Here is a 13,034-nt window from a genome sequence, read left to right on the forward strand (position 1 = left end):
CTATATTGTTGTGTGATAAAGATGGTCTTTCAGAGGGAATGATTCTAAAATCAAGAGTACCTCATGTTTGTGGCTCCACTCTATGGACCATTATTTATTTAGGTTCTGACATAGTACTTAAATGTAACGATTGCTCTGCTGTAATTATGGTTTCAAGAAAGAAGATATTTAGACAGTTTAGAAAGATGTAATAACATATCTTGAGGTAAAAAGATGAAAATAAAAATTTTTAAAATGGATGTGGAGAAATTAAATGATTAAATTGGCTGATTTTGGTAGGGAATATAACTTATTAAAAGACGAAATTGACAAAGAACTTCAAAGTGTGCTTAACAGTGGCGCATTTATAATGGGCAAACAGGTAGGAGAGCTTGAGAAAAATCTCTCTGATTATCTTGGCTGCAGGGCTTTTACCGTTGCTTCGGGGACTGATGCTCTATTGATTGCGTTAAGAGCTGCATCTATAGGCGAGGGAGATGAGGTTATAACGACTCCTTTTACCTTTGTGGCTACTGCAAGCACAATAACCTTTGTCGGCGCCAAGCCTGTGTTTGTGGATATAGATGAAGAAACTCTTAATTTAGATCCAAAATTAATTGAAGAAAAGATAACAGATAAAACAAAAGCTATTCTCCCAGTGCACCTTTTTGGTCACAGCGCTGATATGGATGAAATTATGAAGATTGCAAAAAAATATAACTTGATAGTTATTGAAGACAACGCTCAAGCTTTTGGCTCGGTTTACAAAGGCAAAAAAACAGGCTCGATAGGAGATATTAGCGCTCTAAGTTTCTTTCCAACAAAAAATCTTGGCGCATACGGCGATGCGGGAGCAGTTTTTGCAAAAGATGATGGCATTTGCGATAGAATCGACATGCTCAGATCACACGGAAGCAGAAAAAAGTATTTACATGAGATTATAGGGTATAATTCCAGATGCGATACGATGCAAGCTGCAATTTTGAATGTAAAATTAAAATATTTTGAGGAATTCATAGAAAAAAAGAGACAATTGGCAGCTATTTATCTTAAAGAACTTAAAGATATAGTCTTGCTTCCTTCGGAAAAAGACGATTGTCGCCACACCTATCATCAATTTACTATTAGAGTTAAAGATAGAGACGATTTTATTTCTTATTTAGGCTCAAACGAAATACAATCAGCCATTCACTATCCGTTGCCGCTACACCTTCAGAAGGCTTTTGGATACCTTGGTTATAGTGAAGGCTCCTTCCCTATTGCTGAAATGATTTCAAAAGAGGTTCTGTCTCTTCCTATCTTTCACATGCAAAAAGAGGACGAAATATATAAAGTTTGCCAGATAATAAAAAATAGATGAAATGTGAGATTGACAGGTGAACATTAAAAATCCATTTAATTTAGGGTTTATTCTATGAAAAGAGTTTGTCTTTTTATGACGATATCTCTTTTTACTCGTTGCCAGATGCTCACCAGACAAAAAATTGCTAATGGGCTGTGATCTGCCGAAATTTAGATGGAAAATATCTCAAAGCGATAATAATATAGACAGAAGTCTATACGGTTTTATTGAACTAATCCTAAATAATAGGTGTTTATCAGCTGACCAGTTAGACAGGTTTCTAAAGATTTCTACTGACAACTTCGATTCGAGATTTGAAAACGATCGCATAGAAAGAGCTCTGGATACTTTCAAAAATATGCTTATATCAGAGGAACCCATTGGAATTTTTGGCGATTATGATGCTGATGGGGTTACCTCTGTAGCAATTCTTTGTAAATTTCTCTCTCATTTAAATAAAAAGTTTGTCTTCAAGCTCCCCACAAGAGATGACGGATACGGTGTCAATATCGATGTGCTAAATTATTTTAAAGAACAGAATATTAATAATATAATTGTGCTCGATTCCGGGTCTAACTCAAGAGACGTTTGGTTAGCTGGTGAAAAAATGGGTCTAAATTTACTTTACTTAGATCATCACGAGATCCTTTGCGACTTAGACGATAGCATCAACCTGGTAAATCCACACATTTGGGACGGAGATCCGCTCTGTAGTGCTGGAGTTATATTGCGATTTTTAATGTTGTCGGATATATTTGAAGATTGCTATGAAATATATCCGACTCTATTAGAGTTGGCTGCTATTGGGACAGTCGGGGACTCTATAGAGCTATTAGGCGATAGCAGGATTATTGTAAAATTGGGATTGGAGCAACTAAAGAACACTACTCTGCCAGGGATAGCTAATTTTTTGAACAAGAGAATGCCGTTTATAACCATTGAGGACCTGATGTTCTATCTGGTTCCTTTGATTAACTCTGCAGGCAGGGTTGGAAAGCCAGACCTTGCTCTGAATTTTTTGCTGGAAATGGAGAACAATAGATCGATTGAGCAGTGCAATCTTTTGGAATCCTATAACAACAAAAGAAAATCTCTTCAAAGTCAATTTTTCTCTATTTGCATAAACCACCTAAATGAAAATCTGTATTCTCCGCATGTTCACTTTATGAGAATCGACAACTGCCCAAAGGGCATTATTGGCCCTCTTGCGTCAAGGCTCGCATGCTCTTACAAAAGGCCATTCTTTCTCTGTTCGGGCGAGCAGTTACTATATGGATCCGGGAGAAGTCCAGGAAATGATGTAGATTTAATAGGTATATTTGATCAGGTGAAGTCGGAATATCCAGAAATAATAGAACAGTTTATAAATTTTGGAGGACATCAAGGCGCAGTCGGCTTTACTATAAGAAAGGATGCGTTCCCTGAAATAAAAAAATCCTTCGAAAGATTTAGGGTGAAAGAAAGCATACCCTTTTTAAACGTTGATATATCTTTTAATGGCTTTGCTATAGATGATAACTTTTTTAGGGCTTTGAGACTAATGACTCCCTTCGGCTTTGGCAATCCAAAAGTTGTGGTCTGCACAAAGGATGTAGAGTTTAGAAATCTTGAAGTCCAAAAAGATTATTCTGAAACAGTTCTTTACAAGCACTATAATAATATAAGATGGATCGTGAGAAACAACAAACAAATTTTGAAAGAATTGTTATCTGGGAGATTTGATGTTGTTTGGGAGGCCAAAGTTAAGAATGATGGTATTGATTTTGAATTTTTAGATGCAAAAATGGTTTTTTTAAATTGTTTGTAAGATTTGCTGGAGAGGATAAAAGTTGACCATATGTCAATCAATCAAGAAAAAAATTTAAATATATCGAAAAAAGGATCGGAAGAAAGAGACCCTTTGAAAAGTCAGTCTTCCGGACTTTCTGACGGCTACCCGAATCTTGAGAGCAAACAGCCTCCAGAAGAAGATTTTGATTCAGAAGAGCTTGTTTCAAAATCCCCTGGGCTAAGCGATTTATTAGAGGGTTTTGACGATTTAGGTCGGCAATTTTTATTAAAATGTTTCGGTTTTGCTTACTTCAGGCATGGTGAGCAAAGAAGGCTCTCTGGGGAGCCATACATATATCACCCTCTAAACGTGGCATTGATACTAAAAGAAGTTGGTATGGATTACAGGTGTTTGGGTGCCGCACTGCTTCATGACGTTCTTGAAGACACGCAAACAACGCCCGAAGAGATCAAAACAAGTTTTGGCGAAGATGTATTAGTTCTCGTAGATGGGGTAACGAAGTTAGGCAAATTGAGGTTTAAATCGCCAAGAGAGAGACAGGCAGAGTCTTTTAGGAAGATGTTCGTAGCTATGGCAAAGGACATCAGGGTTGTTGTAATAAAATTGGCAGATAGACTCCATAATATGAGGACACTTGAAATCTTAGCCAACGAAAAGAAAGAGCACATTGCAAATGAGACTCTTAAGATATTTGCTCCTTTAGCTCACCGATTGGGCATGTGGGGCATAAAAAGCGAATTAGAAGACCTTGCCCTTTACTATCTGGATAGAGATATGTTCAATCATATTTTAATGTATATGGAATCAAACATAAACAATCATGTGAATTTTCTTTCAAAGATAGAAGGTTCGTTAGGGGAGAGCTTTCAAAAAGAACTAAACTGTAAATTTAAAATCAAGAGAAGAAAGAAGCACATATATAGTGTCTACCAGAAACTAAAGAGAACTAACAAGGTTATTGAAGATATTTACGATATATTTGGTCTTAGGATAATAATAGGCGAAGATGTCGAAACAGACGATCCTTATATTAGTAGCTGTTATCACGTTCTTGGGATAATACATTCTCTATTTCCACCGATACCTGGTAGATTTAAGGATTTTATTGCAGCTCCAAAACCGAATAATTATCAATCTTTGCACACTACTGTGTTAGGACCTGGCGGGGTAAGGGTTGAGATACAAATCCGTACAGCCAAGATGGATAGGATTGCTGAGGTTGGAGTGGCAGCGCATTGGCTATACAAGGAGAGAAAAACAAGTGCTATTAAAGATGCAAACGAGTTAAAACTAATATGGCTTAGACAACTCCTTGAGTGGCAAAGTGATATAAAAGGCGCAGAGTTTATGGATATGATTGAGTCGAGCTTTACAGAGGAGGAGATCTTTGTCTTTACTCCTCAGGGTGACATACTTGACTTTGAGGCAGACTCTACTCCTGTAGATTTTGCATATAGAGTTCATACAGAAGTTGGGAACAAGTGTGTGGGGGCAAAGATAAATGGGAGAATGGTGGCATTAAGCACTACTCTTCAAACAGGAGACGTAATAGAGATCATAACCTCGAAGAACGCTAAACCGCACCTTTCGTGGCTAAATTTTGTCAAAACGAGCTCGGCAAGGCAAAGGATTAAGAGTTATTTTAAAAAGGAACACAAAAACGAGGCTGTTTTAGAGGGCAGGCAAAAAGTTTTAAAAGAACTCTCTCGATTAAATATAGTTATTGAAGAAAATCAAAGACAAAATCTCATTCTTGAGGTTGCAAAAAAGCTCAACCTTACTTCTACAGACGATCTCCTGGCTTCAGTCGGTTTTGATGACATATCGGCGCATAGCGTAGTAAACAAGATTAAAGATATGATTGCAAAACCTGAGGAAACCCTACCTGCCTTTAAGGCAAAGGATGTAACGAAGAAGAAAGAGGACGTTATAAAGATTGGAGATTTAGGTGGTCTGGAGGTTTCATTCGCGAGGTGTTGCGGACCTGTCCCCGGTGATAAGATAAAAGGTTATATAAGTCGTGGCAGAGGGTTGATTGTTCATAGGGAGAATTGTTCAAGCCTTATAAGTCAAATTGCCAGAGAGGGCTCTGAAAGGGTCATAGACCTTAACTGGAACAATCAATTGAGAGCAGAATCTTATGAGAGTCACTTGATAGTCGAGGGAACTGATAGGGTGGGATTTATGAAAGACGTGCTTATTAGGGTAGCAAGCCTAAACGTAAACGTAGTAAAGGCATCTATAAGCACAAATAAGGCCAAGAAAAAGGCTTATATGATATTGGAAGTTCAGCTAAAAGATGTAGCAGAAAGAGATATGCTGATGAAAGAGCTTAGGGCTATTCCAGATGTCTTAGACGTGAGACAAAGGGGAGAGATCAATTAGTGTTTTCTATCGAAGAGGTAAACCTGGAGGATATTCCTGAGCTTCCAGGGGTATATATGTTTCTTTCTAAAGATAAGAAGACTCTATATGTTGGTAAAGCGATAAATCTTTTAAATAGACTAAAAAATTATTTACAAAACAAATCTCACGATCAGAAAACTTCTCTAATGCTTGATGAGGCAAGGTATTTAGATTTTATAATAGTAAGAAATGAATATGAGGCGCTTGTGCTTGAGATGACTCTTATCAAGGAGAGGACTCCAAAATACAACGTTCAGTTAAGGGATAACAAGTCTTATCCGTATATAAAAATTGATCTAAACGAAGACTTTCCTGTGCTTGAGCTATTTCGGGGCAAGCCAAAAAAGAAGAAGGATGTTCTATACATTGGTCCTTATCCTGATGGCTCGAGCTTGAGAAACCTTCTAAGGTATATAAATATCGCCCTTCCTTTGAGAAAGTGTTCTAAAAACACCTTTAGAAATACGAAATCCTTTTGCATTAGATATCAGATGAATCAGTGTCTTGCACCCTGTGTGGGCCTAACTAATAAGGATGAATACAACAAGTTAGTGATGATTGCTAAAGATTGGCTTTTTGGCGATTTAAATAACGTTAAAAAGGACTTAAGAAGGGGGATAGAGGAGTCCTCTCTTGAAGAAGATTTTGAAAAGGCAGCAAGGCTCAGGGACAGTCTCTTGTTTATAGAGTCTTTTTCAAACATGAAAATGGTAGATCCTCTTGGAAAATTAAATGCAGATGCCGTTTATATTAATAAATTTGGCGATATATCGCTCGTTCAGGTAAGAAATGGTCTTATTTACGCAAATATAATAAAAAGAATGGTAAACGTTCAAGAAGGCAACGTTCACGATGCTATGTTGTTTTTTTTGTATGATTTTTACTCAAATATAGCGCCTGGAAAATTTGTCTGTATAAACATATTATTCGATGAAGTAGAGCTTATAGAAAGATTTTTTGAGGATAAATGGGGAAAAAAACACAAAATCAAAATTATATTGGAGGAAGATATAGGAGAAGATAAAGAGTCTTCTAAAAAGGTTACTTCTAAGCCAGCCATAAAATATAGAGATATTTTAAGAATTGCAAAAGAGAACCTCTTTGTAAAGAACAGGATAAATGTTTTTAAAGAAGGTTTCAAAAGACTCTCTGAAATTTTTGGCAAGGATATCTCTTTGGTTTTTGCTTTAGATATTGCACACTTTCAAGGTGAGGCTACTGTGGCAGGACTGTCTGCTGCTGACGAAAAGGGTTTGAGAAAGAGATATTATAGAAGAATGAGGCTGACGGATGATAGCTGCGATGATTACGCATCTATGGACGAGGCGCTCAAAGCTATTTCAAAGAAAAAGATAGAAGCAGATGTTTTGTTAATAGACGGTGGTTTGGGACAATTAGAGGTTGCATTAAGAAATTTGAAAGACTCTTCTACTATTGTTATATCTTTGGCAAAGGAAGAGGAAATAATATATCTGATGGACAAAAGAGAGCTAAGGTTGCCAAAGAGCGACTATGCTCTTAGGGCATTGATGTATCTAAGAGACGAAGCTCACAGATTTGCTAATGAATATCGAAAGTACCTATTTTCCAAAACCAGAAAGCCCTGGAAAACCGAAAGTTATTGAAGCGTGAAATATAATTCTCTTTACCGTTGTTTATGCTAAAATAAACGGAAAATTGTTTTGCTTTTTTTTGGTTTTATAGGACTTTTTTGATTATTTTTTGTGCAGGGAGGTTTTTAGTGTTAAAACTTATGAGATCGAGCAAGTTTATATTTTTTGTAACCATAATACTTGTTGCTGTATTTGTAGCAACATCGGTAATATTATTTTTACCTGTAATTCCAAGATAGGATGAATCGATATATAGCATTTTCCCTTCTATTTTCTGTCTTTCTTTTGACGGCTATACTACCTTATGCTATAGGACAATCAAGAGATAGTACGTACCCAGAAAATAGTGAGTTAGAAAGGCTAAAAAGTCAAGTCGATCAAAAAGAGGATGCCTTTAACCGTTTGAAACTGCACGAAACTGGAGACACAGGTCAGCTTAGTCTGATCAATGCGAATTTGGATCTAAATAAGGCTGAGATAAAGTATGCTGATTATAAGATAAATTTAATAGAAAAAAATATTTCTGACACTACTTCACAGATAGAGTATCAGAAAAACTTGATTCAACAAAAGGAACAAGAGGTAGGCAAGAGACTGAGATCTATATATATGATGAAAGAGCTCCCATTTTTAAACATCATTGTCTCGATGAACAACAATATTAACGATTGGTTTGAAAGCGTTATCTTGTTTCAGAGAATTGAAAGCCAGGATAGGGATGTCCTTGATCAATATTCTTTGGCTGAAACGAAATTAAACGATTTGTTACAGTCTCAGGATAAAGAGAAGAATAAAGTGCTTGGTCTAAAACAGGAGCTTTTTCAGAAAGAGAAGGGGATTATCGAGCAAAGAAATGAAAAAATGGCTTTGCTCTCAAACGAGACTAACAATGAGGTCTCTTATGCCCAGGGCACTCAAAATCTTAGCTCAAGGTCTCGTGAAAGCTCAGGAGGCTTTATTTGGCCTGTAGTAGGGCCTATTACTTCAGGATATGGCTGGAGGATTCATCCGATATTCAAAGTTCCAGAATTTCACACTGGAATTGATATAGGCGTGCCTTATGGCACTCCAATATTGGCGGCTAAAAGCGGAGTGGTTACGTATTCAGGCTGGGGAACTGGGTATGGAAACCTGGTGATTTTAGACAATGGCTCTGGAATAGAAACAAGATATTCTCATGCGAGCAGGCTTGTAGCCTATGTAGGCGAAAGGGTTAGACAAGGGCAGGTAATTGCTTATATAGGCAGTACGGGTTGGTCTACTGGCCCCCATTTGTTTTTTGAAATAAGAATTAATGGTAAACCAGTTAATCCGCTGAACTATCTGCCTTAGATATAGCAAAACTTTCTGTAAATCAAGTTTATCATCTTGGTCAGAGCGAATCGTTTACTGAAAACATGCATGAAATAACCAACAATGAGAAGTAAAAGTATAAATAAATAGTCTTCTTTGGTGACGCAGCATAGTCTCTTTTATCTATTTTTAGAATGAGATCAATTTGACTGTGCTAAAATAAAATGGTTAGAGTTTTTTGAGATTTATCTTAATATATTTGATTATTTTTTTGTGCAGGGAGGTTTTTCGTGTTAAAACTTATGAGATCGAGTAAGTTTATATTTTTTGTAACTATAATACTTGTTGCTGTATTTGTAGCAACATCGGTAATATTATTTTTACCTGTAATTCCAAGGTGAAATGAATCGATATATAGCATTCTCTTTTCTACTTTCTTTTTTTCTTCTAACAGCCATATTGCCTTATGCTATCGGAAAATCCAACGAACAGATTGAACAAAAAAGAAGCGAGTTAGATAGCATAAGGGCTCAAATTGATGAAAAAAGATCGATTCTAAATCAGCTAAAACAACAAGAAAACGGTATTACAGGCCAAATAGATCAGATCGATGCAAATTTAGATTTAAAAGAAACTGAATTAAAGGATGTAGATTACAGATTAAATCTCTTACAACAGAAAATTCTTGATACCAATGCTCAGATTGACTATCAAAGAAAAGTTACTCTGGAAAAGGAAGCTCAGGTTGCAAACAGACTGAGATCTATATATATGATGAAGGAACTGCCCTTTTTCGATATTGTATTGTCTATGAACAACAACGTGAACGATTGGTTTGAAACCCTTTTTATCTTTGAAAGAATAGCTACTCAGGACAAGGACGTTTTAAATCAATATTCCATCTCTATGAGAAATCTAAACGAGCTTTTGAAGAGCCAGGGAGAAGAACAATCAAAAGCAATTGAACTTAAAAAAGATCTCGAGCTCAAAAAACAGGAAATTATTTCCCAAAGAAATGACAGACAGGCTATATTGAAAAATATAATGAGCAATAAGGCTTCCTATGAGGCAGCAGAAGCAGAATTACAGGCAAAGTCTCAAGAGATAGAGGCCTTTTTAAGAGGATTCGACTCGAGTCCTCGTACAGGATCAGGCAAGTTTATATGGCCTGCGTCGGGGCCTATTACTTCGCCATTCGGTCCAAGATATGATCCCTACCTACACGTTCACAGCTTCCACACTGGAATTGATATAGGTGCAGAATATGGTTCTCCTATACTTGCTGCCGATAGTGGCCGAGTTGTGTATTCTGGTTGGTATGACGGTTATGGGAAAGCTGTTATCATAGATCACGGAGGAGGAGTGTCTACTCTGTATGCTCATGCGAGCAGGCTGGTCGCATACGTGGGCGAAAGCGTAAGACAAGGGCAGGTCATTGCTTATGTGGGAGCTACTGGGTACGCAACTGGGCCACACCTTCATTTCGAAATAAGAATTAACGGCAAACCTGTTAACCCATTGAATTATTTACCATAATATGGTTGTTAAGGTTGTTCTTTTTAAAATATTTTGTTTTTTTGTTTAAAAATTTTGGAGGTGTATTTTGCAAAAATTTTATTTTCCCGAATTCACAATTAAAGAACTTAAAAATTCTCTTAAATTAGTTCTAATACCAATTTTTGAGTCCAACAGTATAGTCACTTCTCTATACTTAAAGGTTGGCTCTGCCCTTGAGAATCAGAATACAAATGGATTATCGCATTTTCTTGAGCATCTCTTGTTCAAAGGGACACAGAGGAGAAATGCTTATGATATATTTTGTGAAATTGAGAGCGTTGGTGGAGAGATAAATGCCGCCACCTCTACCGAGTATACGGTTTTTTATAACTATCTCCCCTATGACTCATTAGAGCTCTCTCTTGATATGATCTCAGACATTGTATTTCATTCTACCTTCCCAGTTGATGAGGTAAACAAGGAGCGATTGGTAGTGTTAGAAGAAATGAAGAGATCTTATGATAGGATACCAAGCTGGAACTTTAATAACTTTTTGAAAAAATCTTTTCCAGAAAGCACTTTGGGTTTGCCAATAATTGGCAGAGAAGAAGTAATTGCTAATATTGAATATGATAAGATCATCGAGTTTTATAAAGAGCGATATCTGCCAAGCAATTCGATTTTGGTCATTGCTGGCAGGTTTGACAATGATGAGGCTATTAGGCTTGCGGAAAAGTACTTTGAGAATATCCCTGACGGGAAAAATATTGCTTTTGATTATTCTGTAGACAGCTTTCCCGCGAAAGATTTTTATGTCGAGAAAAGAAAAGATATTAAACAAGCGAGCTTGATTTATGGTTTCAGGACAAATGGCTATGAAGAATGTGAGAGAGACGTGTTCGATGTAATAGATGCTTATTTGGGCTCTGGTGGGAGTTCGATTTTGTTTCAGGAGATAAGGGAAAAAAGAGGCCTTGCTTATGATGTCTCTACATTTAACTATGTGTTTAAGAATGCATCTTTGTTTGGTGTGATCTCGGGTCTCAATCAAAAATATTTAGACGAAGCTATTGATGTCATTAGAAGTGAGATTGTAAAACTAAAGGAAAATGGCATAAAAAAACCAGAGCTTGACAGATTGAAGATGCTGTTGAGGGGTCGATATCTGCTCGATTTTGAAACGAATTTCAAGATTTCAAGTTTGATAGGAAAGCATATATTATTTGATGAAATTGATTACCTGATCTCTTATTTAGATAGGCTGGAAGATATTTCTCCTGAACAGATACTTGAAGTTGTAAACAAATCTCTTGATTTTGACAGAGAAATTATCTGCCTGATAAAAAACGAATAATTAAGACTCTTCTCCAATCATATAGTACGAAAGGACTTTGGTGATATAAACCTTTGACAAATGTCCTTGATTAAGCTGATTTTTTGGCTTGAATATGACTATCTGATGTCCCTTTGTTCTTGATGAGACGAAACCTTTCTTTTTTTTGTCCTCTCCTTTTATAAGGACATCTACCTGCCTATTTAAATATTGCTGCCTGAAATTAATAGAGTTCTCCTCTATTTTCTTTATCAATATATTTGTCCTCTCTGATTTTTCTTGATATGTCATTTTGTCCTCAAACTTTGAGGCGGGGGTAAATGGTCTCTTAGAATATATCGCAGTATTTACACTGTCGTATTTAAACTCTTCTACAGCCTCTATCGTGAGTTTGAAATCTTCATCTGTTTCGCCTGGGAACCCTATGATAAAATCTGAAGTTAAAACTGCATCTGGAATTATTTTTCTTATCAGATTTATAGAGCTTCTATATTGATCGACGCTATATTTTCTATTCATCAATTTTAGAATCCGATCGGAGCCTGACTGCATAGGGATACTAAAATAATTGCACAGGTTATCGTATGAGGCTACTGTTTCCAATAGCTCTTCTGTAATCATAGACGGATAGCTTGTTATACACTTAAACCATAAATTAGGGAATTCTTTTGCGCTCAATTCCAAAAGCTCTTTCAAAGAAGAGCCAATGTCCTTTCCGTAAGAATCGCAGTTTTGTCCTAAATATACGATTTCTTTAAAGCCCTGGTCGCTTCTGTGAGATACCTCTTTTAATATACTGTTAAGAGTTCTGCTTTTTTCTCTTCCCCTCCCATAAGGAACAGCACAATAAGTACAAAACTGATCGCATCCAGAAGATATTGGCAGATAGGCGCTTGGAAAGTCGAAGTTACCCTCTGGAATGGGGATGCAATCTGGGTTCTCTATTGATTCTTTTAAATTAATATAATTTGACTTTTCTATAATTTTATTAACAATTATCTCTATTTCTTCTAATGATGCTGGGCTAAATAGGACATCAATTTTCGGGAATTTCTCTAATATTTTTTCTCCCCATATTTTGGCCTGGCATCCACCAAGAGCAAAACACTTTAGATCTTTTTTTCTTTTTAATTTTAAGTAATTTCCAATTCTTGATAGCGCTTTATTTTCAGCGTTTTCTCTAACGGCACAAGTTAAGAGTACAATTATCTGAGCATTTTCTGGATTGGAGGGAGTGAGCCCGTGCTTTAAAAAGAGAGAGGCGAAAACCTCTCCCTCGTATTTGTTCATCTGGCACCCTAATACCTCAATAAAAAAGGTTTTGGGTTTTTCGAGTAAGTTAAGCTTGTGGTCTTCTTGGCTCAACAATTAATTTTACAGCTGTTTTAGCTTCACCCTGTATTTCAACATCGGCAAAAGCAGGTATGCATATAAGATCTATTGCACTGGGGGCAACATAGCCTCTCGCTATTGCGATTGCTTTTACTGCCTGATTCACAGCTCCTGCGCCTATCGCTTGTAGTTCTGCTCTACCCTTTTCTCTTATTGTGTTTGCAAGGGCACCTGCTACGGCATTTGGATTTGATTTAGCACTGACTTTTAGTTCTGACATGCTATGACCTCCTTTTGTAAGTAGCGTTAAGTTTTAATATGAACGCTATAATATTAATTTTCATAAAATTAATACCTCTTTGTCAAGTGGTATCTTAAACCTTGAACCTCTTAATTTCTTCAGATATATTATTTGTGCCCTTCACGATTGTATCAGATATCTCCTTA

10 protein-coding genes are annotated in these 13,034 nt (G+C 36.6%); 8 read left to right on the plus strand and 2 right to left on the minus strand.

Annotated elements, in window-relative coordinates; genetic code table 11:
• From V4762_RS09350 to V4762_RS09385, 8 genes are all read left to right on the plus strand, one after another.
• Window positions 1-191: DUF951 family protein (locus tag V4762_RS09350; RefSeq protein ID WP_347315516.1), on the plus strand; the 191-nt coding region annotated here is incomplete at its 5' end.
• A 62-nt stretch (window positions 192-253) separates the two neighbouring features.
• On the plus strand, window positions 254-1,339 hold the full coding sequence (locus V4762_RS09355) for a DegT/DnrJ/EryC1/StrS family aminotransferase (protein ID WP_347315517.1): 1,086 nt from the start codon (window positions 254-256) through the stop codon (window positions 1,337-1,339).
• A gap of 130 nt (window positions 1,340-1,469) precedes the next feature.
• Entirely contained in the window at window positions 1,470-3,128 is a 1,659-nt protein-coding gene (locus tag V4762_RS09360) for a DHH family phosphoesterase (protein ID WP_347315525.1), read from the plus strand.
• A 30-nt stretch (window positions 3,129-3,158) separates the two neighbouring features.
• Window positions 3,159-5,498, plus strand: a complete 2,340-nt coding sequence (locus tag V4762_RS09365; protein ID WP_347315518.1) for a RelA/SpoT family protein — start codon at window positions 3,159-3,161, stop codon at window positions 5,496-5,498.
• Window positions 5,498-7,144: an excinuclease ABC subunit UvrC gene (gene uvrC, locus V4762_RS09370; protein WP_347315519.1), complete on the plus strand. Its 1,647-nt coding sequence runs from the start codon at window positions 5,498-5,500 to the stop codon at window positions 7,142-7,144. The genes V4762_RS09365 and uvrC overlap by 1 nt, the downstream gene beginning before the upstream one ends.
• A gap of 228 nt (window positions 7,145-7,372) precedes the next feature.
• Complete coding sequence (locus V4762_RS09375) at window positions 7,373-8,464, plus strand: murein hydrolase activator EnvC family protein (protein WP_347315520.1); 1,092 nt, start codon at window positions 7,373-7,375, stop codon at window positions 8,462-8,464.
• Window positions 8,465-8,827: 363 nt separating this feature from the next.
• Window positions 8,828-9,961 (plus strand): murein hydrolase activator EnvC family protein, encoded by a 1,134-nt coding sequence (locus V4762_RS09380; protein WP_347315521.1) that lies wholly within the window; start codon window positions 8,828-8,830, stop codon window positions 9,959-9,961.
• 67 nt (window positions 9,962-10,028) lie between these two features.
• A complete protein-coding gene (locus V4762_RS09385; protein WP_347315522.1) occupies window positions 10,029-11,276 on the plus strand; it encodes a M16 family metallopeptidase in 1,248 nt (415 codons plus the stop codon).
• Here V4762_RS09385 and V4762_RS09390 read toward each other — a convergent pair whose 3' ends face one another.
• Entirely contained in the window at window positions 11,277-12,623 is a 1,347-nt protein-coding gene (locus tag V4762_RS09390) for a MiaB/RimO family radical SAM methylthiotransferase (protein ID WP_347315523.1), read from the minus strand.
• Window positions 12,595-12,867 carry a stage V sporulation protein S gene (locus V4762_RS09395; protein ID WP_347315524.1) on the minus strand — a complete coding sequence of 91 codons (273 nt, stop codon included), beginning with the start codon at window positions 12,865-12,867 and terminating at the stop codon, window positions 12,595-12,597. Before V4762_RS09395 ends, V4762_RS09390 begins: the two co-directional genes overlap by 29 nt.
• Window positions 12,868-13,034: the final 167 nt, after the last annotated feature.

The organism is Thermodesulfobium sp. 4217-1, from assembly GCF_039822205.1.
Lineage (GTDB): Bacteria > Thermodesulfobiota > Thermodesulfobiia > Thermodesulfobiales > Thermodesulfobiaceae > Thermodesulfobium.